This is a genomic window from Tunturiibacter empetritectus, from assembly GCF_014201375.1.
GTDB classification, from domain to species: Bacteria; Acidobacteriota; Terriglobia; order Terriglobales; family Acidobacteriaceae; genus Edaphobacter; species Edaphobacter lichenicola_D.
The window spans coordinates 261,586-286,961 of record NZ_JACHDZ010000002.1 but is presented as its reverse complement, the minus strand read 5'-3'; the positions used below and the strand labels follow the sequence as shown (position 1 = coordinate 286,961).

General features: G+C 60.4%; 25 protein-coding genes. 16 read left to right on the top strand and 9 right to left on the bottom strand.

Annotated elements, in window-relative coordinates; all coding sequences use genetic code 11:
* Positions 1–75: 75 nt before the first annotated feature.
* Both HDF10_RS07245 and HDF10_RS07240 read left to right on the top strand, forming a co-directional pair.
* Complete coding sequence (locus tag HDF10_RS07245) at positions 76–501, top strand: hypothetical protein (protein ID WP_183812005.1); 426 nt, start codon at positions 76–78, stop codon at positions 499–501.
* Positions 467–853: a hypothetical protein gene (locus tag HDF10_RS07240; RefSeq protein ID WP_183812003.1), complete on the top strand. Its 387-nt coding sequence runs from the start codon at positions 467–469 to the stop codon at positions 851–853. Before HDF10_RS07245 ends, HDF10_RS07240 begins: the two co-directional genes overlap by 35 nt.
* Positions 854–896: 43 nt before the next feature.
* On the opposite strand, the gene cysS is transcribed toward HDF10_RS07240, so the two are convergent.
* A complete protein-coding gene (gene cysS / locus HDF10_RS07235; RefSeq protein WP_183812002.1) occupies positions 897–2,378 on the bottom strand; it encodes a cysteine--tRNA ligase in 1,482 nt (493 codons plus the stop codon).
* Positions 2,379–2,489: 111 nt separating this feature from the next.
* Positions 2,490–3,749 (bottom strand): tRNA (adenosine(37)-N6)-threonylcarbamoyltransferase complex transferase subunit TsaD, encoded by a 1,260-nt coding sequence (tsaD, locus tag HDF10_RS07230; protein WP_183812001.1) that lies wholly within the window; start codon positions 3,747–3,749, stop codon positions 2,490–2,492.
* 20 nt (positions 3,750–3,769) lie between these two features.
* Here tsaD and HDF10_RS07225 point away from each other — a divergent pair, with 20 nt between their 5' ends.
* The 4 genes from HDF10_RS07225 (at position 3,770) to kdsA (ending at position 9,742) form a co-directional block, all read left to right on the top strand.
* Entirely contained in the window at positions 3,770–5,158 is a 1,389-nt protein-coding gene (locus tag HDF10_RS07225) for a CCA tRNA nucleotidyltransferase (protein WP_183812000.1), read from the top strand.
* 161 nt (positions 5,159–5,319) lie between these two features.
* On the top strand, positions 5,320–8,346 hold the full coding sequence (gene fdhF / locus HDF10_RS07220) for a formate dehydrogenase subunit alpha (protein ID WP_183811999.1): 3,027 nt from the start codon (positions 5,320–5,322) through the stop codon (positions 8,344–8,346).
* A gap of 45 nt (positions 8,347–8,391) precedes the next feature.
* On the top strand, positions 8,392–8,850 hold the full coding sequence (locus HDF10_RS07215) for a helical membrane plugin domain-containing protein (protein ID WP_183811998.1): 459 nt from the start codon (positions 8,392–8,394) through the stop codon (positions 8,848–8,850).
* Between the two features lie 46 nt (positions 8,851–8,896).
* Complete coding sequence (gene kdsA / locus HDF10_RS07210; protein WP_183811997.1) at positions 8,897–9,742, top strand: 3-deoxy-8-phosphooctulonate synthase; 846 nt, start codon at positions 8,897–8,899, stop codon at positions 9,740–9,742.
* A 352-nt stretch (positions 9,743–10,094) separates the two neighbouring features.
* Here kdsA and HDF10_RS07205 read toward each other — a convergent pair whose 3' ends face one another.
* Positions 10,095–11,018, bottom strand: coding sequence for an OmpA family protein (locus tag HDF10_RS07205; RefSeq protein ID WP_183811996.1), 924 nt, complete (start codon positions 11,016–11,018; stop codon positions 10,095–10,097).
* A gap of 231 nt (positions 11,019–11,249) precedes the next feature.
* Entirely contained in the window at positions 11,250–11,861 is a 612-nt protein-coding gene (locus HDF10_RS07200; protein ID WP_260177712.1) for a DUF2393 domain-containing protein, read from the bottom strand.
* Positions 11,862–12,100: 239 nt separating this feature from the next.
* Here HDF10_RS07200 and HDF10_RS07195 point away from each other — a divergent pair, with 239 nt between their 5' ends.
* Positions 12,101–12,262, top strand: a complete 162-nt coding sequence (locus HDF10_RS07195; RefSeq protein WP_183811995.1) for a hypothetical protein — start codon at positions 12,101–12,103, stop codon at positions 12,260–12,262.
* A gap of 88 nt (positions 12,263–12,350) precedes the next feature.
* On the opposite strand, the gene HDF10_RS07190 is transcribed toward HDF10_RS07195, so the two are convergent.
* Positions 12,351–13,106, bottom strand: a complete 756-nt coding sequence (locus HDF10_RS07190) for an ATP-binding protein (RefSeq protein WP_183811993.1) — start codon at positions 13,104–13,106, stop codon at positions 12,351–12,353.
* Positions 13,107–13,305: 199 nt separating this feature from the next.
* On the opposite strand from HDF10_RS07190, the gene rpmE reads away from it, so the two are divergent.
* From rpmE to HDF10_RS07175, 3 genes are all read left to right on the top strand, one after another.
* A complete protein-coding gene (rpmE, locus tag HDF10_RS07185) occupies positions 13,306–13,551 on the top strand; it encodes a 50S ribosomal protein L31 (RefSeq protein ID WP_183811991.1) in 246 nt (81 codons plus the stop codon).
* A gap of 119 nt (positions 13,552–13,670) precedes the next feature.
* A complete protein-coding gene (locus HDF10_RS07180) occupies positions 13,671–14,966 on the top strand; it encodes a tRNA dihydrouridine synthase (protein WP_183811989.1) in 1,296 nt (431 codons plus the stop codon).
* A gap of 35 nt (positions 14,967–15,001) precedes the next feature.
* Positions 15,002–15,928: a carbon-nitrogen hydrolase family protein gene (locus tag HDF10_RS07175; RefSeq protein ID WP_183811987.1), complete on the top strand. Its 927-nt coding sequence runs from the start codon at positions 15,002–15,004 to the stop codon at positions 15,926–15,928.
* A 3-nt stretch (positions 15,929–15,931) separates the two neighbouring features.
* Here the strand turns inward: HDF10_RS07175 and HDF10_RS07170 are convergent, their stop codons facing one another.
* From HDF10_RS07170 to HDF10_RS07160, 3 genes are all read right to left on the bottom strand, one after another.
* Complete coding sequence (locus tag HDF10_RS07170; protein ID WP_311732691.1) at positions 15,932–17,524, bottom strand: hypothetical protein; 1,593 nt, start codon at positions 17,522–17,524, stop codon at positions 15,932–15,934.
* Positions 17,525–17,608: 84 nt separating this feature from the next.
* Positions 17,609–18,007 carry a GNAT family N-acetyltransferase gene (locus HDF10_RS07165; RefSeq protein ID WP_260177711.1) on the bottom strand — a complete coding sequence of 133 codons (399 nt, stop codon included), beginning with the start codon at positions 18,005–18,007 and terminating at the stop codon, positions 17,609–17,611.
* Positions 18,008–18,045: 38 nt separating this feature from the next.
* Entirely contained in the window at positions 18,046–18,579 is a 534-nt protein-coding gene (locus tag HDF10_RS07160; protein ID WP_183811981.1) for a YfiT family bacillithiol transferase, read from the bottom strand.
* A 93-nt stretch (positions 18,580–18,672) separates the two neighbouring features.
* On the opposite strand from HDF10_RS07160, the gene HDF10_RS07155 reads away from it, so the two are divergent.
* The 4 genes from HDF10_RS07155 to HDF10_RS07140 all read left to right on the top strand — a co-directional run bounded on the left by HDF10_RS07155 (position 18,673) and on the right by HDF10_RS07140 (position 21,868).
* The gene (locus HDF10_RS07155) at positions 18,673–19,587 is read left to right on the top strand and encodes a glycoside hydrolase domain-containing protein (RefSeq protein WP_183811979.1); all 915 of its coding nucleotides are present in this window, start codon (positions 18,673–18,675) and stop codon (positions 19,585–19,587) included.
* 119 nt (positions 19,588–19,706) lie between these two features.
* Complete coding sequence (gene tldD / locus HDF10_RS07150) at positions 19,707–21,149, top strand: metalloprotease TldD (protein ID WP_183811977.1); 1,443 nt, start codon at positions 19,707–19,709, stop codon at positions 21,147–21,149.
* Positions 21,149–21,457: a hypothetical protein gene (locus HDF10_RS07145; RefSeq protein WP_183811975.1), complete on the top strand. Its 309-nt coding sequence runs from the start codon at positions 21,149–21,151 to the stop codon at positions 21,455–21,457. Before tldD ends, HDF10_RS07145 begins: the two co-directional genes overlap by 1 nt.
* A gap of 102 nt (positions 21,458–21,559) precedes the next feature.
* A complete protein-coding gene (locus tag HDF10_RS07140; RefSeq protein WP_183811973.1) occupies positions 21,560–21,868 on the top strand; it encodes a hypothetical protein in 309 nt (102 codons plus the stop codon).
* A gap of 124 nt (positions 21,869–21,992) precedes the next feature.
* On the opposite strand, the gene HDF10_RS07135 is transcribed toward HDF10_RS07140, so the two are convergent.
* Positions 21,993–22,457 carry an ester cyclase gene (locus HDF10_RS07135; protein WP_183811971.1) on the bottom strand — a complete coding sequence of 155 codons (465 nt, stop codon included), beginning with the start codon at positions 22,455–22,457 and terminating at the stop codon, positions 21,993–21,995.
* A gap of 76 nt (positions 22,458–22,533) precedes the next feature.
* Here HDF10_RS07135 and HDF10_RS07130 point away from each other — a divergent pair, with 76 nt between their 5' ends.
* Positions 22,534–23,910, top strand: a complete 1,377-nt coding sequence (locus HDF10_RS07130; protein WP_183811969.1) for a TldD/PmbA family protein — start codon at positions 22,534–22,536, stop codon at positions 23,908–23,910.
* A 43-nt stretch (positions 23,911–23,953) separates the two neighbouring features.
* Positions 23,954–25,339, top strand: a complete 1,386-nt coding sequence (locus tag HDF10_RS07125) for an excinuclease ABC subunit UvrC (protein WP_183811967.1) — start codon at positions 23,954–23,956, stop codon at positions 25,337–25,339.
* Positions 25,340–25,376: the final 37 nt, after the last annotated feature.

Below are 25,376 nucleotides of genomic sequence, written 5' to 3'. Positions count from 1 at the left end.
ATTCCGATGCCCAACAGTGTGAGACGGAGTTGCCAAAACGGCTGAGATAAACTCTTTTCCATGATTAGTTGCCACGTGCTCTCTACCCTGCTGCTCCTGGCGAGCGGTGGCGTTGTAAGTTTTCAAACAGCTGAGGCACAACAGGGCCCTCTCACACCAGCCGACAAATCCAGGTATGTTCAGCACCTTATGGATCTGCAGGTTGCTTTTACCTCTCCTCCTCCTATCGGAATGAGCATTACAGCTAAAGAGGTGGCGAGACAAGGTAGCTCTGGAAAAGACTTGGTAGTTAGGTACCAAATCTTCCTCAAAGGTGTTCCGGAAAATACGCTACTAACATCATGGCAGTTGCCCGTTGGAGCAGATAAATTGTCTGAAAACATCGATGGCATTTCAGTGAGAAAAGACGGAGTGCTTATCTGCGCCGGCAGAACGACAGACGAATGTGGGGACGCCAAGAAGCCGGATGAATCCGATCGAATTTACATTTCAACCACTTAAGGGTGAACCGTCGCGACTCGTATTCACAGCAGGTCAGACAAAAATCGGCCTGATGATCGTACCTGATCCTGTTGAGGCACATAACAAAGGATGCAGTCTGACAGCGACCCGCTTAAGTGCCAATTTTCAGTTGGCATTTCTATCAGGTGAAGGATACAGGCCTAACACAGATATTCACTATCGGTTTGTCTCAGACGCAACAAAGGAAGACGTGATCCACTCTGATGCGAATGGAATGATTCGCATTGCCATGCTTGCCCATTCTAAAGACCAAAAAACCGGCCAAGCAGTCTTCGAGATTACAGAGAAGAATTGCTCTCCTAAAGTGTCATATGAATGGGGAAACCCCTAGACCATGTAGCCTCGGCAGCGCCGGAACTCTTTGATAGTGGGCTTTACTTTCTTTTCCAGCGGACGCCATCTTTGGAGTCTTCGATTAGGATGCCCTTTTGGAGCAGGTCGTTGCGGATGGCGTCAGCGCGGGCGAAGTTGCGTGTCTTTTTGGCTTGAGTGCGTTCGGCGACGAGGGCGTCGATGGCGGCGTCGGAGAAGGCGAGGGTGGCAACGAGTTCAGGGGCTGCTTCGTCGATGCGGCCCTCGGCTTCGGCCCAGGTGAGCGCGGCGCGAGTGATGGCGGCGTCCCGGTCTTCGAGGACGGCGAAGACTCCGTCGAAGAGTTCGAGGACCTCAATGATCTGTGTCGCGTTTTCGCTGCGTAGCATTCCGGTGTCGGCTGCGGTGTTGGCGGCGCGAACGAGATCGAAGATGGCGGCGCGGGCTTCTGCTGTATTGAGGTCATTCGCGAGCGCGATGGTGTACGCCATCTTTGCCTCGCCTGTGAGCAACGAGAGAGCCTGGTCGCATCCTTGCAGGAAGCCGCCCTTCAGCATGCGCTGGTGGAAGGTGCGCAGGCGGTCGATGGCGTTGGTCGACTCGATGAGGCTGTCGAAGGTGAAGTTCATCTGGTGGCGGTAGGGCACGGAGATGAGCAGGAAGCGGATGGCGGAGGCGCGATAGCCCTTGAGGAGGAGGTCGCGGAGGGTGTAGAAGTTGCCTTCGGACTTGGACATCTTCTTGCCTTCGACGAGCAGGAAGCGAACGTGCATCCAGTGGCGGACGAAGGGTTTGCCGGAGGCAGATTCGGACTGCGCGATCTCGTTCTCGTGGTGCGGGAACATGAGGTCTTCGCCGCCGGCGTGGAGGTCGATGTTGTCGCCGAGGAACTTGGTGGCCATGGCAGAGCACTCGATGTGCCAGCCGGGGCGGCCGGTGCCGAGGGCTGTCTCCCAGGATTGTTCGCCGGGTTTGACGGCCTTCCAGAGGGCGAAGTCGCGGGCGGCGTCCTTCTCGTACTCGTCGATGTCGACGCGGGCTCCGTCTTCGATGCCGTCAAAGTCTTTTTTGGAGAGCTTGCCGTACTCGGGGAAGCGCGCGATGCGGAAGTACCAACTGCCGTCTTCGGCCTGGTAGGCGATGTCTTTGGCGGCGAGTTGCTCGATGAGCGAGACCATGTCGGGGATGCAGGCGGTGGCGTGGGAGATGTACTCGGGACGCTGGATGCCGAGGGCGTCGAGATCCTCGAAGAAAGCATCCTCAAACTTTTTGGTGTACTGGGCGATGGGGACGCCGGCGGCGGCGGCGTTGCGGATGATCTTGTCGTCGACGTCGGTGATGTTCATGACGTGCTCGACGGGGATGCCCTGCTGGCGGATGACGCGGCGGAGCACGTCGACGTGGAGGAAGGTGCGGAAGTTGCCGATGTGGCCGTAGTCGTAGACGGTGGGGCCGCAGCAGTACATTCGCAGAGCTTTTTGGTCGACGGGGGCGAGGGTTTCGATCTTTCCGCCGAGGGTGTTGAAGAGTTCTATGGTTGCCACGTTGCTCTAGTATCCTGCCGCAGCCGGCGCGTGGCGCGGTGCAGACTGCTCTCGCTTGAGATTCCCTGATGATTTTAGCTGATATCGCGGGGCAAATTGTGCCGGGTGGGGTTACTGCTGGCCGAGGCGGAGCTGGGGGGCTGCGCCGAGGTCTTCGGAGGCGAAGTCCCGAGCGAGGAGCTTTGGCCAGGCGGCGGCGGCGATCATAGCGGCGTTGTCGGTGGAGAGGGCTAAGGACGGGAAGGCGATGGTGAGGTTGCGGCGGTCGGCTTCGGCCTGGAGACGACGGCGTAGTTCGCTGTTGGCGGCGACTCCACCGGAGACGACGATGCTGTGCGCGCCAAGGGCTGCGGCGGCGGCGAAGGTCTGGCGTTGGAGATTGCCGACGACGGCATATTGGAAGGAAGCGATCAGGTCGAGGGTCTGCTGGTCGCAGAGCTTTACGGCTGCTGCGGACTTCGGGGTGAGCGTGGGATCGGCTGCGAGGGCGATGCGACGGGCTTCGATGCTGTCGCGCATGTGGTGGGTTTCAACGTAGCGGAGAACTGCGGTTTTGATGCCGCTGAAGGAGAAGTCGAAGTGCGGGCCTGCGGTGTTGGCGGGGGCTTTCTTGTTGGTGACTCCGGGGCGGGGGGCGCGATGTTTGATCTCAGCGAAGATGAAGGGGACGGCGCGGGGGTTGCCGTGAGGGGCGAGGGCGTCGATCCAGGGGCCGCCGGGGTAGCCCAGGCCGAGGAGCTTGGCGACCTTGTCGTAAGCTTCGCCGGCGGCGTCGTCGACCGTGCGGCCTACGTTGCGGTAGGTCCATATTGTCTCGCTTCCCTGCTCGTGGGTGGCGAGGTAGAGGTGAGTGTGGCCACCGGAGACGACAAGCGCGAGTAAAGGGAGTTCCATGGGGAGTTCGCTTCGCTGACGCGTCTCCATGAGAACGGCGTGGATGTGGCCTTCGAGGTGGTTGACGGAGATGAGCGGCTTGTCGAGGCCGAAGGTGAGCGCCTTCGCGTAGGTGATGCCGACGAGGAGCGCTCCGGCTAGGCCTGGGCCTGCGGTGATGGCTACGGCGTCGAGGTCGGCGAAGGTGATGGGGTGTCCGGCAACAGCGCTGGCGCGGGACATGGCCTCGCGGACGACGGGGACGATGTTGCGCAAGTGCTCGCGGGAGGCTAGTTCGGGAACGACACCGCCGTAGTTGGCATGGAGCGACATCTGAGAGGCGACAACGTTTGAGAGGGCTTCGCTGCCTGCGCGGACGACGGCGGCCGCGGTCTCGTCGCAGGAGCTTTCGATACCGAGGATAAGACCCGTGCCGAGGCCGGTCGTTTCGCCCGTCGTTTGGCTATTCCTCTCGCCGCTTTGGGGACTTTCGCGCATCTCTCTATCATAGGGGAAGCATGAGCGAGCTTTGGGGCGAGAACGCGAGGTACCGGGCGGCGCGAGAGATCGTGGTAGCTCTGCGAACGGCGGGGTATACAGCCTACTTTGCTGGCGGATGTGTGCGCGATCTGCTGCTTGGAGTTGAGGCGAAGGACTTCGATGTGGCGACCAGCGCGACGCCGGATGTAGTGATGGGAACGTTTGCGAAGACCTATTCGGTGGGGGCGCACTTTGGAGTGGTGCTGGTTTGCGCGCCGGATGAAGACGGTGGGGAGATTGCTACCGAAGTCGCTACATTTCGGCATGATGGAGCCTACAGCGACGGGAGAAGGCCTGATGCCGTGAGATTTTCGACCGATCCGCATGAGGATGTGCAGCGGCGCGACTTCACGATCAATGGAATGTTGTTCGATCCACTGGCGGGGTCTGGCGAAGAGGCGATTCTAGATTTCGTTGGTGGGCGCGAGGATCTGACGAAGCATCGGGTGCGGACGATTGGCGTCGCGAAGGAGCGGTTTACCGAAGACAAGCTGCGGATGCTGCGGGCGGTGCGGTTTGCGGCTCGGCTGGAGTTCGAAGTTGACTCGGTGACAGCTGGGGCAATCAAAGAACTTGCAACGGAGATTACGCAGGTCAGCCTGGAACGGATTCGCGATGAGTTGACGTTGATGTTGACGGAGGGACATGCGCGGCGGGCGTTCGAGATGTTGTATGAATTCGGGTTGTTGCAGCACATCCTGCCCGAGGCTGTGAAGATGCGCGGAGTGGAGCAGCCGCCACAGTTCCATCCGGAGGGCGATGTGTGGGTGCACACGCTGCTTCTGCTCGAGAAGCTGCAACCCGGTGTATCACCTACTCTGGCATGGGGTGCGCTGCTACACGATATCGGCAAGCCGGCTACATTTCGCCCGCCTGACGCGAAGAAGCCTGGCGACCGCATTCGCTTCGATGGGCATGTTGAGGTGGGAGTGCGCATCGCTGAGGCGATTCTCGCGCGGCTGCGTTTTTCGAATGAGGAGACCGAACAGATCGTTGCGCTGGTGAAGAATCATATGCGTTTTGGTGACATTTTGCAGATGCGCGAGTCGACACTGAAGCGGTTCCTTCGGCTGCCGAAGTTCGATGAACACCTTAGGCTGCATTGGATGGACTGCATGTCGGCGCATGGCGATCTGCGGCTGTATGAGTTTGCACGGGAGCGGTATGAAGCTGTACCGGTCGAAGAGATACGGCCGAAGCTGCTGGTGACGGGGCGGGATCTGATCGCTGCGGGATATCGTCCGAGTCCGCAGTTCAAGGAGATGCTGGAGGCTGCGGAGGATGCTCAACTTGAGGGCGCGGTGACAACCACCGAAGAGGGGCTGGTGTTGGTGAGGGAGCGGTGGGGAGAACCGGGCGATGGCTAGCTAGTATGTCGATCGTGAAGAACTTTGGATGCTCCAAAACCGTTTGCCGGGTGCACTTTTTGTCACAATTTTGTCGGTGTGCGTTGGGTGTAATGTGGAGAGAGACGGAGTGGCCGGACGGGAGAGGTGCCTGTTCTTCTGCTTCGCAACCTAGAGGGCTTATGGCTACTACGAAATCGCTGCTGAATACCCCCGCCGAGCATACTCCGAATACACAGTTGACCATTGATGGACTGCAGGTGCCTGGCCGGTCCGGGGAGCTGCTGATCGACTTGCTGAATCGGCGCACTGCGGTAAATGCGCAGAAGCCCGTGCCGCAGGTTTGTTACTTGAAGCAGATGGGTCCTATCGAGAGCTGCGACACCTGCCTGGTGAAGGTAAACGGTGAGTTGGCGCGGGCATGCTCGACCAGAGTGGCCGCAGGAATGAATGTGGAGACCGCTGGTGAGACCGTCGACATTGCGCAGCGCGAGGCCTTCGACCGCATCCTCGAGAACCACATGCTGTACTGCACGGTGTGCGACAACAACAATCAGAACTGCACGATCCACAATACGACGGCCGTTCTCGATGTGAAGCATCAGCACCGTGAGTACAAGCGGAAGCCGTATGAGAAGGATATGTCGAATCCGTTCTACCGCTACGATCCGGACCAGTGCATTCTGTGCGGGCGCTGCGTGGAGTCGTGCCAGAACGTCCAGGTGAATGAGACGTTAACGATCGATTGGGAGAGCGAACATCCGCGGGTGCTGTGGGATGGCGGAACGCAGATTGAGGGCTCGAGCTGCGTCTCGTGCGGGCACTGCGTCACGGTTTGCCCATGCAACGCGCTGATGGAGAAGTCGATGCTGGGCGAGGCGGGTTACCTGACCGACCTGCCGGCGGCGACGCTGAACAACATGATTGATGTGGTGAAGGGTGTCGAGCCGCCGATTGGATATGGGCCAATCCTTTCGCTCTCTGAGATGGAGTCGGAGATGCGCAACGAGCGCACCAAGCGCACCAAGACAGTGTGTACGTATTGCGCGGTGGGATGCAGCTTCGAGGTGTGGACCAAAGAGCGTCACATTCTAAAGATCGAACCCACGCATGGACCTGCAAATGGCATCTCGACCTGTATCAAAGGTAAATTTGCGTGGGGCCATATCAACGCGGACGATCGGCTGGTGAAGCCGCTGCTGCGCGATGGGGAAGGCTTTCGCGAGATCGAGTGGAGCGAGGCGCTCGACATCATTGAGCACACCTTCAAACGGATCAAGAACGAACATGGGCCGGACGCGCTGGCTTTTATTGCTTCTTCAAAGTGCACCAATGAAGAGAGCTTTGTGATGCAGAAGCTGGCTCGCGCGGTGATTGGGACCAACAACGTCGACAACTGTGCGCGCTACTGCCAGAATCCCGCGACGATGGGACTGCAGCGCACTGTGGGGTATGGCGGCGACTCGGGCTCGATTGCAGATATCGAGAAGGCCGGCCTGGTGGTAATCGTTGGGGCTAATCCTGCGGAGAATCATCCCGTGCTTTGTACGCGTATCAAGCGCTCGCATAAACATCGCGGGCAGCGACTGATCGTCGCCGACCTGCGCAAGCATGAGATGGCCGAACGCGCCGACATCTTCTTTCGTCCGAACCCTTCGACCGACGCTGTATGGATGTGTGCGGTGTCGAAGTACATCATCGACAGCGGCCTGGCGAAGATGGACTTCGTCAACAAGTGGGTGAATCACTTCGACGAGTTCAAGAAGTCGCTTGAGCCGTTCACGCTGGAGTATGCCGAAAAGATTACCGGTGTTCCTGCTGCCACGCTGACCACCGTAGCGCATGAGATTGCGGCGGCAGACGGCACCTGCATCCTGTTTGCGATGGGTGTGACGCAGCATTGCGGCGGGTCGGATACGGCGACGGCGCTCTCGAATCTGCTGCTGGTGACCGGGAACTACATGCGGCCTGGGGCGGGTGCTTATCCCTTGCGCGGCCACAATAATGTGCAGGGAGCCAGCGACTACGGCTCGATGCCGAATGTCTTCAGCGGCTATCAGAAGGTGGATGACCCGGAGGTTCGCGCGAAGTTCGAGGCCGACTGGGGTGTTACGCTGCCGACGACGACGGGAAAAGACAATCACCAGATGGTGGAGGCGATTCTGGCTGGTACGTTGAAGGCGCTGTATATCAAGGGCGAGGATACAATCACCTCGGACTCGAACGCGAACTACGTTGCCAGTGCGCTTGAGAAGCTCGAGTTCTTTATCGTGCAAGACATCAATTTTTCGGAGACCTGCCGGTATGCCGACCTCGTGCTTCCCGCGGCGGCTTCGCTCGAGAGAGACGGAACCTTCACCAGCACGGAGCGTCGCATTCAACGCATCTACAAGGCGATGGATCCGCTGGGAGAGTCGAAGGCCGACTGGGAGATTATTCAGCTGATCGCCAATCGAATGGGCGGGAATTGGAAGTACACGCATCCCTCCGAGATTATGGATGAGGTGGCGCGGCTGACTCCGCTGTTTGCAGGCGTAAGCTATACGCGGCTGGAGGGCTTCGACAGCCTGCAGTGGCCGGTGCATGCGGACGGAACCGACTCACCGCTGTTGTTTACGGAGGGCTTCCCCTTCCCTGATGGCAAGGCGCGGTTTTATCCGATCGAGTACATTCCGCCCTCGGAGGAGACGAGCTCGATCTACGATCTGCACCTCAACAATGGCCGCTTGCTGGAGCATTTTGAGCAGGGCAGCATGACCTACCGCACGCCGGGGATCAAGGAGATTACGCCGAACAGCTGGATTGAGGTATCGCCGGAGCTGGCAGCAGAGCGCGGCGTGACTACGGGCCGCTATGTGCAGATAACTTCGCCCCATGGCAAAGCGCGGGTGCAGGTGCTGGTGTCGGAGCGCGTGAAGGGCAAGCAGCTTTACATGACGTTGAACTCGGTGGAGGAGCCGGTAAACAGGTTGACCAGCAGTTTTACTGATCGCGCGACGCATACGCCTGCGTTCAAGGAGACAGCTGCGAGCATGACGGTGCTGCCGGAGCAGGGGGAGAATCCTTTGCCGCGCCGGAACTTCCGTTATGGCACGCGTACGCCGCAGCCCGGTCTCGAGATTGAACGCAAGTGGGCGCGCAAGGACTACCATCTGCCGGGAACAGCGGCTGCCGACAAACTCGTTCAGATTGCGTCTACTACCGTCTAATTTCTTTCGTTTTCAGGAGTTGTTTTTCAACTTTCAGGAGTTGTTATGGCCAAGCCAATTGCTTTCAAACCGATTACTGTCGACTTCAAGGCGGATCTTGCACGCAAGCTTGAGAAGGCTCCAGAGGAACATGCGGAGGCGCTCCTGCTGGCTTACGATGTGCTCGAAGAGGCGCACCGGAAGGGCCTGCTGAGCCTGCTGCACGGCGCGATCGGTGCGAAAGATACGATCTTCAACACGTTGTCAAAGTATGCGGCGCAGCCTGAGGGGATCGCGGCGATCCGTAATCTGCTGACCGCCGCGAAGATCCTGACCGAACTCGATCCAGAGGTGCTTGATCAGCTCTCGAAGGCAATGGCGCATGCGACCAAGGAGCATCAAGCGGAGCGAGAGGCACCGAGCCTGTTGCAGCTTGCCAGGCGGGCTACGAGCGAAGACAGCCGCCGCGGACTTTCGTTCATGACGCTGGTGCTCTCCGGGCTGGGACGGTCGCTGAAGAATTAAGCGACACGATCTCAGGCACAGACGCGGGGTCGCGGGCTATGGTCAAATGAACGATGTGACTCATTCCTTCGACATCGGCAGTGTAGCCCATCAGGTCCCGGTTGGCCGGGGCAAGCTTTTTCTCATCGCCGGACCGTGTGTCATCGAGTCCGAGAGCCATGCACGTATGATGGCCGACGCGATCCAGCGCATCGTCTCCGACCTCGGCGTTCCTTACATCTTCAAGGCCAGCTACGATAAGGCCAATCGCACCTCGATCAAGAGCTTTCGCGGGCCCGGGCTGGTGGAGGGTTGCCGGATCTTGCGCGCAATCGGCGAGAGCACGGGGCTGCCCGTGTTGACCGACGTTCATACTGCGTTCGACTGCGAAGCCGTGGCCGAGGCTGTGGATGTGCTGCAGATTCCTGCGTTTCTCTGCCGTCAGACAGATCTGCTGATCGCCGCAGCCGAGGCGACGAAGAAGACCGGCGGCGCGATCAACGTGAAGAAGGGCCAGTTCGTCGCGCCGGGGGACATGCGGCATGCCGTGGAGAAGATTCGTGAGAGCGGAAACGATCGCGTCTCGCTAACGGAACGCGGTGCGAGCTTCGGGTACAACAATCTGGTGGTAGATATGCGCTCGCTGCCGGTGATGCGGGGGTTTGCGCCGGTGGTCTTCGATGGCACGCACTCGGTTCAGACGCCCTCTGCGGGCAACGGCGTTAGCGGTGGACAGCCGGAGTTTATCCCGGTGCTGGCTCGTGCGGCGGTCGCTGCTGGGGTGGATGGTGTCTTTCTTGAGGTGCATAACAATCCGGCGGAGGCGAAGTCCGACGGAGCCAATGCGCTTCATCTGAAGCATTTGAAGGCTGTGCTGGAGCAGTTGCTGGCTGTGCATGCTGCTGTTCGGTAGAGGCGATGTCCTGCCGGACAGGCTCCCTGCGCGGGAGGCGGTCACTTCGTGACGCGTATACCTTGTCTTGGCAGGATGAACCTCGACGGTTCTCCCGTTGGTCGAAATCAATCTTTCCCTCCGACCAACGGGAGGACCACGCGAAGCTCTAAAAAGGCGTGCGAACGCCCGCCCCACGCGCAGTGGGCCCGTCCGGCAGGACATTTATCACTTAAAAAAAGCGGCCCCTCAACGAGGGGCCAATCTGCCTTGGTTCTCTCTGGTTAGGAGAGGTTTTTGCGAGTGCGCTCTAGGTCGCTATCTCGGCAAACTTGCGGACGGTGCGGACTAACTGCACCGTCCTGGGGGAGGGCTACTGATTCACCTCTTGCGGTGAACTTACTCCCGCATGGGAGGTCTTTGGCGTTGCTGTTGCGCTGGACGCCGAGTCGGAACTCATCGATGCCAGACTGTTGTGAAGCAGCGTGACGCGAACACCGTTCACGACTGCCTGCTCGCCATCGGCCGGCTTGGCAGTGTTCTTGCCGAGGCCAGTCTTGTAGATCCGGTAGACGGGAACCTGATGCTCGGTGACGAGGTAGCGGACGACGGAGTCAGCCATCGCCTGCGAGGTCTGGACACCAGCTCTGCTGTAACCCTGCACTTCGATGATGTAACCCTTCTCGCTGGCGAGGGTGGTGGCGAGGTTGTCTAGGTCCGACTTACCGGTCGGCCCGAGAGCCGTGCGGCCCGAGGCAAACTTCACCGAGGTCGACGAGACGGTCTGGTACTGGTCAAGATTTCCGACTGTGTTGCCAAGAGCGTCGGTGCGGCTACTTGCGTTGCCGGCGAGGGTCTGGGCGGAGTTGGCACGATTCGCGGCATCCTGAGCATGCTGATCGGCAGTATTTGCCGCGCTCATTGCGTTCTTGATGCCTGCCTGCGAACGGGAATCTACGTCCTTAATGTCATTAGCGTTCTTGGACTGAAGCTGATCGAGCTCGTTGACCTGATCCTTGATGGGAGCGGTCTGCCGAGATACCCACTTCTTGCGGGCAAAGGGGTTCATGTGACCCCAGAAGCCTTCCTTCGATTGATCGGTCAGGGGCTTGCCGGTGGCGTAGGTGGCCTTGTCGTCGGGATTGATTGCGCCCGAGGTGGAGTTGGCTGCTGTAGAGTCCTTGGTCTGCGTAGCGGGAGTGCTGGTCTGGGTGCTGCTCTGAGCGAATGCCGAGATACCCAATGCACTGCCTAAGAGTAAAGCTGGGAGGCCGAAAGTGCTTCCGGATTTCATCATTTGGTCTGCTCTCCTGTTCTGACTCTGCGCCTGTGTTCCAGACGTCAACATGCACTTGGCTAGAGCAGGTGGCGTGCCAAACTGCTAAAACGTGTCAACCAGCAGAAAGGAAATGGGTTGGAGGGAATGGAAAGTTTCTGCCTGACGGGAGATTACAACCGACTCACGCAAAATCTTCCAGATTGCCAGGTAACTATTACCCGATGACCTGCCTCGTTCTCAGGGGAGCGGCTATTTTGCGTCCACGCTAATAATGTGAATCTCGGGCATTTGCGTGTTCCAGTTAGTCGGGATTGTCTCGAAGATAAGGCGAAAGTCCCGCTCCTCGCCCGGCTTCAAGGGAGCCGCGCTTATGGGCTGGGTATCGATGTAGGGCTCACGCATCCGGACCACTGATAGCGGCAGCGTCTCCACCTGCGGGGGCATGGCCTCGTCGTTGCGAAAGATGACTTGGACGGTGACGCCGGTGACGGTCTGACCGCCTGCGTTTTGAATATGACCGTCGATGAAGGTCGACTTTCCTCCTGAGAGGCTGGTCGACTCGCTCATCGCAAGCTGCGAGAGGGGAAGCTCGGTGGCGTAGGCGGCCAGCGGCTGGATCGTGTTGAGGGCCGCGTGAGACTTGTGGCGCGTGACAAAGACCAGGCTGAGGAGCACCACCAGCACGACCAACCCCGCCACTCCCCATGCTGCGACCGGCACCCCGCCTCCCTCCGGCGGCTTGCTCTCGAACATCGCGGGCTGACGGCCAATGGTGTCGCTGCTTCCTGCCGGGATCGGGGCGCTTTGAGAGGAACCAGATGGATTAACCGGGGAATCGAGGGGACGACGCTGTTCGCTCATAAGCGAAGATTTTATACCGCCTGATGGCTAGTACCCCCGGAGCCGTGTCACACCCCTCGTATGGGTTATCAAAAGGAATCATTCAATAGCCTGCAACAAAACTTTGACGAATTTTCACGCCAAGACCAGAACTTCTTGGTGCATTCTCGCGTTAAGGAACATCTATAGAGTGTCGGTAATTCACTTGCACCAGTGTTTACCCGACGGCATTTGGGCGCGACTTGAGGGAGAGGCCAGGCATGAACGAGCAAATCGATCTTACGCAGCAGCTTCCGTTGTCGGCGATGGATCCGAACGGCCTGCAGGCTGCCGAAGCGGTTGCGGTTCCCGTCGCGGCCGACCGGATGTACCAGTTCGCCGCACTGACGGCTGGCTTGTTTCTGCTGTTTACGCTGCTCTAAGTTTGTCGGGTACACGTTCTGGTTGCTTGAAGCTCCCGCCGCCCTCCCGCTTGAAACAGCCGCTATCTAATCTCGAAACGACAAAGACCTAAGCGAAGCTGGCGCGTTTGACCTTCTGGCGGAAGTCCTCGCCCTGCATCTCCACGACAACGCACATCTCCTGCAGACGCGAGCGCATGCGTTCGCCGATCCGGTCGCCGAGGGTCTCCTCGCGCATCGCGCCGCGTGGGCCGTTCTCGGTGCCCAGGGGCCCTGCGTTGGCGTAGTTGGTCGTGATGATCGTGGTGCGGCGGTCGTTGTAGCGGGTGTTCAGGATGTGCGCGACCGTGTCCCATACCCAGTCCGTGGGTTTGGACGCGCCCAGTTCGTCGAGCACCAGCACCTCGGCGTCAAAGACCGGCGCCAGTACCTCGAGTTCGGTGGCAGAGACCTTGTTGTTGTAGCTGTTCTGCACCTGCTTCAGGAGGTCGCGGTAGTCGAAGAAGAGTCCGGTCGCACCGCGTTCGGCCACCAGCGCCTGCAGTATACCCACAGCGAGATGAGTCTTGCCTACGCCGATCGAACCGGTGAGCAACAACCCGGTTCCAACAGTCTCCACAGGGTAGCCGTCGACGAACTTCCGTGCGCGAAGATGGGCCAGACTGAGCGACCGATTAGAAGAGGGGAAGTCTGTCTCGTAGCTCTCGAGCGAGCAGTGTTCATAACGCTTTGGGATGTGGGCGCGGCCCAGCATTCGTTCGGCGCGCCGCTGCACCCGGCAGACGCAGTCTTTGACGAACTGCCTGCCATCCTCCTGCAGGACCAGCATCCCCGCCCCACCGCATATCGTGCAAACTTCACTCATGGCCGTCCCTTCAGTATGGCAGCATCTGAATCCAATTGCCCCCTGTGCGAATCTGAGTTAAACTGAGGAAACTGCTTGAGCGCTCCGAAAAGGCGCAAGCGGCGGCGCGACAGGCCCTTCGATGTGACGTGAACTCTTCCGTTGCAAGCGATCCGCGAGCCGGCAGGCATACCCCAAGATTGAGAAAAGGACTCTGATCATGCCAAAAGAAGGTATTCACCCGAAGTATGACAACATCCACGTCAAGTGCGCCTGCGGGAACACGTTTGAGACCCGCTCCACGCACAAGGGCGACATCGTCGTCGAAATCTGCTCCGCATGCCACCCGTTCTTCACCGGCAAGCAGAAGCTGATCGACACCGCAGGCCGCGTCGAGCGCTTCCGCCGCAAGTTCGCCAAGTCGGACGCCGGCAAGGCCGAGACCGCCGAGACCGCCGCAAAATAAGCGGACGCCTACATCACCCAAGGGCCTCCGCAGGAACGCGGGGGCCTTTGTTTTGCCTAAATTGCCTTGTCAAAATTGTCTACACTAGTCACGAACAAGGATCACAAAGACCTGTTGCCATGAAGAAGCGTTACACCCTCGAGCAGAAGCGCTGGGACGATCCAGCCGAGCACACAATGCCCGAACACTCCCGCGTGCCTGCGAGCTTCACCATCGGTAACGTGAAGATCGCGCCTGCGACGGTGCTTGCTCCCATGGCCGGGGTGACGGACACGGTGTTTCGCCGCTTCATCAAAAACGCCAGCCAGTTTACGACTCCCGCCGACGGACTTGCAGACTCTTCGGCCAACGTCGACAGCATTACCTCGAACCAGCAGTCTGGTTGCGGCCTCATCATGACGGAGTTCACCTCCGCCGACGGCCTCTCCCGCATGCGCGAGACCAAGCGCAAACGATATCTCACCTACTACGACGACGAACACCCCATCTCCGCGCAGCTCTTCGGCTCGAACCCCGCGACGCTGGCCGACTCGGCACGCATCGTCGAGGACGCAGGCTTCGACCTAGTCGATCTGAATCTCGGCTGCCCGGCCAAGCGCGTCGTTGCCTGCAACGGCGGCTCGGGTCTGTTGCGGGACTTGCCGCTCATCGAGACCATCTTCAAGACCGTCCGCGCCGCCGTCTCCATTCCCTTTACCGTGAAGTTCCGCATGGGCTGGAACGACAAGCACATCGTCTGCGTCGAGCTCGCGAAGATGGCCGAGGACTGCGGCCTGAACGCAGTAGCCCTGCACGCACGCACCCGCGAAGACGGCTACACCGGCCAGGCGCGGTGGGAGTACATAGCTGCCGTCAAAGACGCCGTGAAGATTCCGGTCATCGGCAACGGCGACATCCGCACCCCGGAGGACGCTGCCGCCATGGTGGACGTTACCGGCTGCGACGCCGTGATGATCGGCCGCACTGCGCCGTCGAATCCGTGGATCTTCCGCCAGATCGCGCAGTACACCGCGTCGAAAGAGGCCACCGGCGTAGGCACCTACGACCCTCCCACCGACCAGGACCGCTATCGCATGATCCGCACCTACTTCCAGATGCTGGTCGACGAGATCGCCATCGAAGAGCGAGCCGAAGCCGCACGTGCGGAGGCCATCACTGCCGCAGGGCAGGTCGCACGCGAGCAGCGCCATCGCGACTGCGTCGGCAAGATGAAGCAGTTCGCCAGCTGGTTCACGCACGGCGTGCCCGGCGGAGGCGCACTGCGCAAACAGATCTTCGAATCGAAGAACGGCGACGCAGTTCTCGGTGCGATCGAGAGCTTCTTCGCGAATCGCGCAGACGACCTCGTGCACCATCCCGAGACGGTGACGCAGGACGAGCAGCTTCTCGCCGTAGCGGCAGCTTACTGCGATTAATCCCACTCCCTCGCGTTTGCCTATATAAACGAAAGATGTTTCAGCCCAGCAGCATTCGCGTCGCCATCTCTCAAAGTGCTCCGGTCTATCACAACAAACAAGCGAGCCTGACCAAGGCGCTTGATCTCATCCAGCAGGCGTCGAGCGCGGGCGCACAGCTTGTGGTGTTCGGCGAGACCTGGTTTCCCGGGTATCCTGTCTGGCTCGACGTCTGCCCCACAGCGGGGTTGTGGAACCACAAGCCGACCAAACGCGTCTTCGCGGAGTTGAGACAAAACAGCATCTCCGTCAGCGGCCCGGAGGTGAAAGCGATTGCCGACGCTGCCGGCGACCTTGGCATCGGCATCGTCATCGGGATCAACGAGCGAGTCGACGCGGGGCGCGGACAGGGGACACTCTACAACAGCCTGCTTACCCTCTCGCCTGAGGGCCGTCTGGCCAATCATCATCCAAAGCTCGTCCCGACCTTCACCGAGCGCATGGTCTGGGGCAACGGCGATGGCAGCGGACTCGCCTCCGTACAGATCGCGAACGCGCGTGTCGGCGGCCTCATCTGCTGGGAGCACTGGATGCCGCTGGCACGCATGGCCATGCATGAGTCAGGCGAACAGATCCACATCGCCGTTTGGCCCACTGCGAATGAGATGGCTCAACTGGCCAGCCGCCACTATGCCTTCGAGGGTCGATGCTTCGTCCTCGCTGTAGGCCTGATGATGCCGACCAGCGACCTTCCCTCGGATCTTCCGCATGAGGTGAAGGACACATGGGTGGAGCGCGGCGGGAGCGCAATCATCGCCCCTGACGCGAGCTATATCGTCGAACCCATCTACGATCGCGAAGAGCTCATCGTTGCCGACCTCGACCTTACCTGGATTGACCGCGAGAGCATGGCGCTCGATGTGACAGGCCATTACTCCCGTCCCGATATCTTCACCTTTTCGCATCGTGCCCTGAAGGACTGACGATCAGACTCTTCCCTGCAGCACATGCGTCGAATGTGATCCAGCGTCTGTGTTGCGTTTGCGCCACACCGCCTTCACCTTGGCACGCCAACGCTCGTCCAGCGCGACGAGACTCCATTCGACCCGCGGCGAAAGATAGCGCAAAATAACCTCCGTCGCCGGATGAACTCGCAGCGCGGGAGCTACCAGATAGAGTCGCGGAGGTTCGGTCGACAAACGCAGCCCACCGAAGTATCCATGTCGCTGAAACTCTCCGAGGCCAGTGGCGTTGTCGGGATTCTGTAGATGGTGCCATCGCACCCGGACCCAATAATCAAGCCCCTGCAGGGCCAGATGCAGATCTTCGTCGGCCTTCAACTCGATGACCGCCAACCGGCCATCGTCAGTGACGCCGAGCAGGTCGAGCATTCCACGATCCGCTGCGGCGAACGCAGGCACCTGCGTGTAAACATGCTTCGGATCGAGGCGCGCATCAAGCGGCTCCACGTCACGCCGCAACACGCTCTCGAGCCAGCGCTCGGGCTGCATCCGATAGAGTGGATCGCGCTTGTCGCCTCCTGCAATGCGTCGCGCAAATAATCGCGCCACCAGCTCTCGCAGATCGTTCTCGTTTTCTTCGACCAGCGGAGTTTCGTTTGCACCAGCACCGAACGTGATCTCCTGTGCGCTATTGAAGGAGTTGCCCGAGTAGCCCATTCGCACCCGCGCAAACTCGAGGCCATGCAGCAGAAACGCAAGCTCCGTCCCGCTGCGAAGCCGCTGCTCCACCACCTCTCGCATGGTCTCCGGCACCAGCGCCATCACACGTTGCTTCGACCCGGCGAATCGCTCGTGCGCGGCCTGCTCATTGGGTGCATGCATCAGGCGGGTGGTAAGGTTGCCGTGGTCTGCGGCGTCACGCTGCTCCAATTCTTCGGACCGCTGGTCCAGCTCCCACAACTCCCATTGTGCGACCAACGGGTTCAGCCACGCCATCCGCGAGAGTGTGAGCATCGCCATGCCACGCGGCACAATCAGCTTCAACCCCTGATACAGCCTTCGCCCATCGCCCGACTCGCGGCAGTGTTGCAGCCATAAGATCCCCAGCGTCAGGATGCCATCGACGGTTGCCTGCGTCTCCTCTTCATTGACGGCGATCACAGCCCACGCCTTCTGCCCCTGGAGCAGCGACCCACGCGCATACGCAGGCCCGAAGCTCTTCTCAAGATCCATCGCCGTACGAAGCCCGTCCACCTTGAACTCGGGGAAGGTGCGCAGAAGAACGCGCTCGAGCACACGCAGATACTTCACCCGCGTCGCCTCGCGGGTAGATGGCGTGCGGCGATCGCGATCGGTTACAAGTTCGAGAGTCTGAGGCTTGGTCTGCCCGAACCGGTGCGTGCTCAGTCGCAGCACGCCATTGCGCAGTACCGTACCGCTCACTCGCCGGACGAGATTACGGTCCTCTCCCCACAGATGCAGCGTGCAGCGGCCATGCTCGGTCGCGAGCTTGTACTTCGCCTCGCGCATATCGAAGAGTACTTTGCCATCCTCCAGCACGACGGCGCGGGGAGACTCTGCTAGAAAGTTTTCGAGGGCGGCGGATATCTGTTCCACCGTCTGCACGGGCTCCGCGGAGGAGGCTCTTGGCGGCATAGCCGAACGTTAGCACATCTGCGAGAGGGAAAGCCGATGCGGAATCTACAACGAAAGCTTGAAGTGAAAGTCGGAGATGCGCAGGCCGTGGCGGAAGTAGAACGCGTGCGCCTCGTGCCGGTGCGTTCCCGAGTCGAGCATGAAGGTGGTGCATCCTGCCTCCTTGGCCAACGTAATCAGCCACGTCAGCATCGACTCGCCATGTCCCTTCGAGCGCGCCGCCTCGTCCGTCACCAGGTCATCGACGTAGAGCGTCTTGCCGCTCCACAGCAGATTCTGCATGCGGAAGCCGGCGAGCGACACGATCGCGCCATCCGACTCAAGATAGGCGAGCTGATATCCCTCGGCTTGCTGGGTTTGAATGCGGCCAACAAACTCCTCCGCAGCCAACATGGGCCGAAGCTGGCGCATGACCGGAAAGCAGCGATCGATCTCGCTCGGCATCGTAGCAATCTGAATAGGGTGCATACGCGGGAAGCCCGCTACCACCCTTCCTTCGCGCGCAGATGCGTGATGTGGGCCACGTGATGACGCGAGTGCCAGGCATAGATCAGCGCACACAACTCCACCGTGACGCGGCCATCCTCAGGATGGTTGTACCCAAGCTGCCATTGCCGTTCGTCGAGAGACTGAAACAGCATCACCCATCGCGCATGAAGCGCCTCCACCAGCTCCAGGGACCACTCCACCGGCGCAGCCATGTCATGCAGCTTCGCCCAGGCGGCTTCATCGTAGGGCTTGACCGCCGGCCAGTCCTCGGTCAGCGCGAGCTTCACCCGAACGAGGGCGTTCATGTGGCTATCCGCGACGTGATGCACCACCTGCCGCAGCGTCCATCCCCCTTCGCGATAGGGCGTGCTCAACTGGGCCGAACTCAATCCGTCCACGGCATTGCGCAGCTGTTCGGGCAGCTCCGCGAGCGTTGCAATCGCCCCGGTACGCTCGTCCACAGAGATGGTTGCTGGCGCTTCAAAATCGCCTATTGGATATCTTGGGTCTACATCGGTAAGCGCCATGGCCTCGCCTCCATACCTCTACCAGCAACTTAGCACACGAAATTGTGTAACCTACCATGAAGATTCAGTTGCGCCTCATCGAAGCTTTCCTTTATGCGACTTTCCGCTCTATGCCTCGCCCTGATTCTTGCCGCCACCACCGTTTATGCGCAGCAGTCTACCGCTGCGGCTTTGAGTCATGCGGTTACGGAAGCGAACCAATCTGAAGCGAACCAATCTGAAGCGAACCAGCCCAGGGGCGCAGCAGGCAGCTATGTTGGCTTCGACAGCAACGACTACCCGGAGGACGCAACACTGCCTGCGCTGCGACGACACTTCACCTTCGTGGGTTACTGGCTCAACAATCCTCCCGGCGAAAGACAGAACGGTTGGGTCGGCAAGCGAGAGGCGTTGATGCGTCATGGCTTCGGCTTCCTGGTGCTGTTCAACGGCCGGTTTGAGTCGGAGATCAAAAGGGCAAAGCGCTCCGGAACATCGCCCGCCTCGCTGGGAGCCAGGGACGCCGCCGCAGCCGTCGCCGCAGCCGCGCGCGAACTCTTCCCTGCCCACACGATCATTTTTCTGGATCAGGAGGAGGGCGGCCGCCTCACCGCAGACCAGTCTGGCTATCTTCTTGCGTGGACAGAGGCAGTCGCCCACTCGGACTATCTGTCCGGAGTCTATGGCAGCGGCCAGCCGGTCAATGACAGCCCAGGCAAGACCATTACCACCGTGCAGAATATTCGCGAGCAGGTGGCCGAGCAGCATCTGCACCAGATCTCGATGTGGGTCTACCAGGACGCCTGTCCACCCGCCAACGGATGCAGCCTGCAGCCCCCTCCGCTCGACTCCAGCGGTACTCCCGACATCGCAGCGTGGCAGTACGCTCAGTCTCCACGGCGCAAGGAGATCACTGCGGCCTGCGGCAAAACCTACGCCGCGGACGGCAACTGCTACGCTCCCGATCTGCCGAATTTCCCGTTGGATCTTAGTGTTTCGGGCTCCGCCGACCCGTCGCACGGGCGCTGAGACGAGCCCGAAAGCACGCTGATTTTCGCGAAAAAGAGAGGGCGACGAGCATACTCCAGCGGCATCTCTGCGAGGGATTTATTTGCCGCGGCTCCCTTGGAAGCCTAGAATCAATCTAGATGACCATACCCGCACCGGACCACAAACGCTACTTCATCGAAAAACTTGGTCTGTCGGAACGCCTGATGGAACGCTGCCTGGGCGAGGCCCTCTCCGCAGGAGGCGAGTATGCAGACCTTTATTTTGAGTCAGTTACGTCCACATCGCTAGGCATTGACGAGTCCCTGGTCAAGTCGGCGAGCCAGGGGATCAGCGTCGGCTGCGGCATCCGCGTCGTCTCGGGCGAACGCACAGGCTACGCCTACACCGACGATCTTTCGAGCGAGCGTCTGCTCCGCGCAGCCCGAACCGCAGCCCTGATCGCCAGCGGCCCGGCCAAAGAGCTGATGAGCGGATTCCGCCAGACTGACACCCCCTCGCTCTACCCTGTTGCGGGAGCCACCAGCGATGCCGAGATCGCAGCCAAACTCGCCCTGATTCAACGCGCCGACAAGGCCGCCCGCGCCTACGACTCCCGCATCACCCAGGTCCGCGCCGGCTTCAACGACGAGCTTCGCCGCATCTTGGTCGCCGCGTCCGACGGCACCTTCGCCTCGGACACGCAGCCGCTCGCACGGCTCAACGTTTTCGTCATCGCCAAAGACGGCGTGAACACCGCACGCGGCACTAGCGGCGGCGGCGGACGTGTCACCATGGACTTCTTCGAAGGCGACAAATCTCCCGAACACCACGCCCGCGAGGCCGCACGCACCGCAATACTCCAACTCGGAGCGGTCGATGCACCCGCAGGCGAGATGCCCGTCGTCCTCGGCCCCGGCTGGCCCGGCGTTCTGCTGCATGAAGCTGTCGGCCACGGCCTCGAAGCCGACTTCAATCGCAAAAAAACCTCAGCCTTCGCCGGACTCATCGGCCAGCAGGTCGCAAGCCCCAAGGTCACTGTCGTCGACAACGGCCTGATGCCCGGACGCCGCGGCTCCATCAACATGGACGACGAGGGAAATCCCACGCAAGAGACCACGCTGATTGAGAACGGCATCCTCAAGGGCTTCCTCTCCGACAAGCTCAACTCCCGCCTGATGGGCATGCCCAACACCGGCAGCGGGCGCCGCGAGAGCTATCACCACATCCCCATGCCGCGCATGACCAACACCTACATGCTCAACGGGGAAGACATGCCCGAGGACATCATCAAGAGCGTGAAGCGCGGCCTCTACGCGGTCAACTTCGGCGGCGGACAGGTCGACATCACCAACGGCAAGTTCGTCTTCTCGGCCAGCGAAGCGTATCTGATCGAAGACGGCAAGGTAACACGGCCCGTGAAGGGTGCAACGCTGATCGGCAACGGCCCTGAAGCATTGAAGTATGTGTCGATGGTCGGCAACGACCTGGCACTCGACGAAGGCATCGGCACCTGCGGCAAGGCGGGGCAAAGTGTGCCGGTCGGCGTAGGCATGCCCACAGTAAAGCTCGATCGCATGACGGTCGGGGGAACGGGACAATAATGGCTCTCGAACGCGAAAAGATCTATGAGTGCGAAGTAAAACGCCGTCGCATGAAAGCGGGCGGAGGCTATGAGCCTTTCTGGAAAGTCAAGCCTGTAGCCGTCGCTCTCGTCGACAACGACACCGAGTTTCGCTGCAAAGACTGCTTCGGCGAGGTCAAGCTGCTCGGCCGGAACGGCAAGACCGGCACTGTGCCGTACGTCGAGCACAAGTCCCCGGCCGACTCCGAGTACTGCGCCAACGGAATGCTCTTCAAAAAAGCCACCGACGGTCGCGAACCCAGAGCTTCGCAGCACCCTGTCGAGTAGCCGACTGCCTCATTGCAACAACTTTTCCCGGGCCCTGTGTGCACGACATCTGAAAGTACGACTCAACGTACTACCAACCGCACCGAATCTCGAGGTATCCCCATGGCAGTCGAACGTGAAAAGTTTTACGAGTGTGAAGTGAAGCGTCGCCGCGTCAGAGCAGCCGGTGGTTACGAGTCGTTCTGGAAGGTGAAGCCTATTACGGTCGCGCTCGAAGACAACGACACGGAGTTCCGCTGCATGAGCTGCGGTGGCGCCGTGAAGGTCTTCAAACGCCGCTCCGAAGATGGCCCCGCCACGCACATCGAACACAAGCTGAAGACCGACTCCGAGTACTGCGCAGCCGGCATGTACTTCCTGAAAGCCACAGACGGCCGTCAGGCACGTCCCTCCGCAACCCCTGTTCGCTAACACAGTTCGCTGAGTGTTAGCTCCAGCCGGGGCGATCGTTCCCGACGAGATCCCAAGGGCAAGCCCACGCACGATCGTATCAATCTCGCATCAATCCATGCGCGATCCCGCTACGGCTCTGGCGCTATGGCCCTGGTATGACGCCAAGCTGCTGCATCATCGTGAAGTTATCCATAAGGATTCGACTGTCTGTCATTTTGCCCCCGACCAGACGGTCGATAACGACCCCTTTGACGTTGACACTCCTGCCCGTAGCAGGAACACCGAGAAATGTTCCTCGATGTGTGCCGGTCCACGTGAAGCGAGTGACCACCTTGTCTCCACTCGCCACTGTCTCGTCCGCAACCCAGTGAATATCCGGGAAGGCGGCGCGCATCATCCCGATAACCTCCTTCAAACCCTCTCGTCCCTGCCGCTGGCCCGGAAGAGGATCCAGCTCGACAAAGTCGACCGCGACAAGTTCGTCGGCCTGCTCCAACCGTCCCTGATTGATGACCTCATCCAAAAACCGGGCAATGACTGCGGCGTTCCCATACTCTGACACTCGCATCTCCTGATTCAGCATGTGTGGAATAACAGCGAGCATCATATCAGCCACTTCATAGCTCCCCATCGCTTTGCATCCGTCAGAAAAGTCAGCTCAAACCAATTATCCTGAAGAGACCATGCCAACCCAGACGACCACGAACCTCCGCCAGCTTGCCTCCGATGTCCTCAGCCACGCCCTCAAGGCAGGAGCCACCGATGCCGAGGCTGTCGTCTACGAAGGCGATGAGTTTTCGGCACTGGTGCGACTGGGGCAGGTTGAGACCCTGAAAGAATCAGGTTCGCGAGCAGTTGGTCTGCGCGTCTTCATCGGCCAACGCACGGCCAGCACCTCATCGTCCGACTTCTCCAACGACAGCATCGCGCGTCTCGTCGAAGGAGCCATCACACTCGCCAAGATCACCAGCGAAGACCCCTTCGCCGGTCTGCCCGAAGCACACGAGTTCGGCAAGATCGAAGAAGACCAACACCTCTACTTCGACGATGTGAACGAGATGCCTCCTGCCGAACGCATCGAGATCGCCCGCCGCACCGAGGCCGCAGCCCTGGCCTACGACGCCCGCATCCAAAACTCCGGCGGCGGCGACTTCGACACCTCCACCTCACACAAGATCCTGATGAACTCCCGCGGCTTCACCGGCGAATACCGCCGCAGCTACTGCGGATTCTCCGCCGCGCCCATCGCACACGACGAGCAGGGCAACATGCAGCGCAACTACTGGTTCTCGAACTCACGCACCGTCACCAAACTCGAGAACCCGGAAGAGATCGGCCAGGAAGCCGCACGCCGCACTCTCAAGCGGCTCGGCGCACGCCAGGTCAAGACACAAAAGGCACCCGTCGTCTTCTCGCCTGAGATCGCACGCGGGATCATCGGCAACATCTTCGACGCAGCCAACGGCGACGCCATCTATCGCAACGCCTCCTTCTTCAGCGGCATGCTGGGCGAGCAGGTCGCCGGCCAAAACATCACGGTCATCGACGACGGCACCATCATTCACGACGGCATCGGCGGCTTCGGCACCCGTCCCTTCGACGGCGAGGGCCTGCCCACGCGCCGCACCGTGCTGGTCGAACGCGGCATCCTCAAGAACTACGTCTCGAACACCTACACCGCGCGCAAACTCAACATGAAGTCCACCGGCAACGCCTCCCGCGGACTCGCCGGCAACCCCGGCATCGGCGCAGGCAACTTCTTCCTCGAAGCCGGCACGCTCACCCCCGAACAGATCATCGGCGACGTGAAGAGCGGCCTCTACGTCACCGAGACCATGGGATTCGGCGTCAATCTCGTCACCGGCGACTACTCCCAGGGCGCGAGCGGCCTCTGGATCGAGAACGGCGAATTCGCTTACCCGGTCGAAGAGATCACCATCGCCGGCAACCTGAAAGACATGTACAAAAACATCGTCGCCATCGGCAACGACCTCATCTTCCGCGGGGCCAGCGCCGCCCCCACCATGCGCATCGAAGGCATGATGATCGCCGGCTCGTAAGTTCTAGCGCATCATCAGATAAAGCGAGACTACAATTCACGTTGTGGCAACCAGCTTCCATTTCGAACACGTTCTAGACTTCACCCGGGGCCAGGCAGACGAGATCCTCCGCACCATCCCCGCCCTCCCCGGGGTCTTCGCGCTATGCGGCGCACGCAGGGAAGACGCACCCTACCTCACCCAGACCGCCGACCTCCGCCGTCGCATGCGGCGTCTGCTTGATCCACCCGAGTCGCAGTCCAAACGCCTCAACCTCCGCGAAAAAGTAGCGCGCATCGAGTACTGCGTCACCGGCTCCACCTTCGAATCCTCCCTCGTCCTCTATCAAGCTATCGCCGCGCAGTTCGGATACACCGAAGCGCGTCGCCGCCTCAAGCTCCACACACCCTACTTTCTGCGCATGACCATGGAGAACGCCTTCCCTCGCGTCTACTCCACCAACAAATTATCCAAGCGCGGCCTAGCCCAGATGTACGGCCCCTTCCCATCGCGCCTCACCGCCGAGCGTTACTGCGACGCCGTCCTCGACCTCTTCAAACTCCGCCGCTGCTACGAAGACCTTGCTCCCTATCCCGAGCACCCCGGCTGCGTCTACGGCGAGATGAACAAGTGCATCGAGCCCTGCAAGCAAGCCTGCACGCCCGAGGAGTACGCCGCCGAAGCCGAAGCCGTAAAAAAATTCTTCGACACCCGCGGCGAGAGCATGATCATCGCCATCGGCCTCGAGCGCGAAGTGGCCTCCTCCGCAATGCAGTTCGAAAAGGCCGCCGCCCTGCACGCGCAATGGCAGAAAGTAAAAGCCGCACAAGCCCTTGCCGACTGGATCGTCCGCCCCATCCCGAAGCTGAAGGCCATCATCATCCAGACAGCCGCGCAGGAAAATGAACAAGCAGATCAAGCGGCATTGTTCCTGCTCAACGGAGGCTGCATCCTCGGCCCCGAACGCCTCTCAACCCTCGGCGTGCGTGCCGTGCGCGAGCAGACCAGCGTCGGCAGCTCCCTCTTCGCGCAGCCCCTGATGCTGCAGGCCGTCCCGCTCGAAGGCGCAGCAACAGCCGACACCTCCGACTCACCTGAAGCCCGCGCCGCGCACGTCCTCTCTCTCCTCGAAGAACGAGCCGAGCCGTCCAGCGACCTCGCCCTGCTTAGCGACCATCTCTCCCTGCTGCGCCGCTGGTACTATCGCCCCGAGAAGCAGCGCAACGGCGAGATCTTCTTCCCCAACGAAGACGGAGGTGACAAGGGCGCGTGGCCCGTCCGCAAGATCCTCCGCGGTGCCGCCCGGATCGTCCTCGGCGACCCCAAGCCCATGGCCGAAACCCAACGCGACGCTGCAAAGGAAGCCGCAATGGGAATCAAAACCAAGATCCTCCACGAAGGCCGCCCCGACGTAGAAAGAGTCGTGCCCGTGCTGCCAAAAAATCGTTAGCCGCTCAGTTCGAGAAGAAAATTTCGTCAGCTTTAGC

What these genes read in the sequence shown, in the direction of transcription:
- HDF10_RS07240 (WP_183812003.1), top strand. Translation starts at nt 467, where the DNA reads ATGAATCCGATCGAATTTACATTTCAACCACTTAAGGGTGAACCGTCG.
- tsaD (WP_183812001.1), bottom strand. Translation starts at nt 3,749, where the DNA reads ATGCGCGAAAGTCCCCAAAGCGGCGAGAGGAATAGCCAAACGACGGGC.
- HDF10_RS07225 (WP_183812000.1), top strand. Translation starts at nt 3,770, where the DNA reads ATGAGCGAGCTTTGGGGCGAGAACGCGAGGTACCGGGCGGCGCGAGAG.
- fdhF (WP_183811999.1), top strand. Translation starts at nt 5,320, where the DNA reads ATGGCTACTACGAAATCGCTGCTGAATACCCCCGCCGAGCATACTCCG.
- HDF10_RS07215 (WP_183811998.1), top strand. Translation starts at nt 8,392, where the DNA reads ATGGCCAAGCCAATTGCTTTCAAACCGATTACTGTCGACTTCAAGGCG.
- kdsA (WP_183811997.1), top strand. Translation starts at nt 8,897, where the DNA reads ATGAACGATGTGACTCATTCCTTCGACATCGGCAGTGTAGCCCATCAG.
- HDF10_RS07205 (WP_183811996.1), bottom strand. Translation starts at nt 11,018, where the DNA reads ATGATGAAATCCGGAAGCACTTTCGGCCTCCCAGCTTTACTCTTAGGC.
- HDF10_RS07200 (WP_260177712.1), bottom strand. Translation starts at nt 11,861, where the DNA reads ATGAGCGAACAGCGTCGTCCCCTCGATTCCCCGGTTAATCCATCTGGT.
- HDF10_RS07195 (WP_183811995.1), top strand. Translation starts at nt 12,101, where the DNA reads ATGAACGAGCAAATCGATCTTACGCAGCAGCTTCCGTTGTCGGCGATG.
- HDF10_RS07190 (WP_183811993.1), bottom strand. Translation starts at nt 13,106, where the DNA reads ATGAGTGAAGTTTGCACGATATGCGGTGGGGCGGGGATGCTGGTCCTG.
- rpmE (WP_183811991.1), top strand. Translation starts at nt 13,306, where the DNA reads ATGCCAAAAGAAGGTATTCACCCGAAGTATGACAACATCCACGTCAAG.
- HDF10_RS07180 (WP_183811989.1), top strand. Translation starts at nt 13,671, where the DNA reads ATGAAGAAGCGTTACACCCTCGAGCAGAAGCGCTGGGACGATCCAGCC.
- HDF10_RS07175 (WP_183811987.1), top strand. Translation starts at nt 15,002, where the DNA reads ATGTTTCAGCCCAGCAGCATTCGCGTCGCCATCTCTCAAAGTGCTCCG.
- HDF10_RS07165 (WP_260177711.1), bottom strand. Translation starts at nt 18,007, where the DNA reads ATGCCGAGCGAGATCGATCGCTGCTTTCCGGTCATGCGCCAGCTTCGG.
- HDF10_RS07160 (WP_183811981.1), bottom strand. Translation starts at nt 18,579, where the DNA reads ATGGCGCTTACCGATGTAGACCCAAGATATCCAATAGGCGATTTTGAA.
- HDF10_RS07155 (WP_183811979.1), top strand. Translation starts at nt 18,673, where the DNA reads ATGCGACTTTCCGCTCTATGCCTCGCCCTGATTCTTGCCGCCACCACC.
- tldD (WP_183811977.1), top strand. Translation starts at nt 19,707, where the DNA reads ATGACCATACCCGCACCGGACCACAAACGCTACTTCATCGAAAAACTT.
- HDF10_RS07145 (WP_183811975.1), top strand. Translation starts at nt 21,149, where the DNA reads ATGGCTCTCGAACGCGAAAAGATCTATGAGTGCGAAGTAAAACGCCGT.
- HDF10_RS07140 (WP_183811973.1), top strand. Translation starts at nt 21,560, where the DNA reads ATGGCAGTCGAACGTGAAAAGTTTTACGAGTGTGAAGTGAAGCGTCGC.
- HDF10_RS07135 (WP_183811971.1), bottom strand. Translation starts at nt 22,457, where the DNA reads ATGATGCTCGCTGTTATTCCACACATGCTGAATCAGGAGATGCGAGTG.
- HDF10_RS07130 (WP_183811969.1), top strand. Translation starts at nt 22,534, where the DNA reads ATGCCAACCCAGACGACCACGAACCTCCGCCAGCTTGCCTCCGATGTC.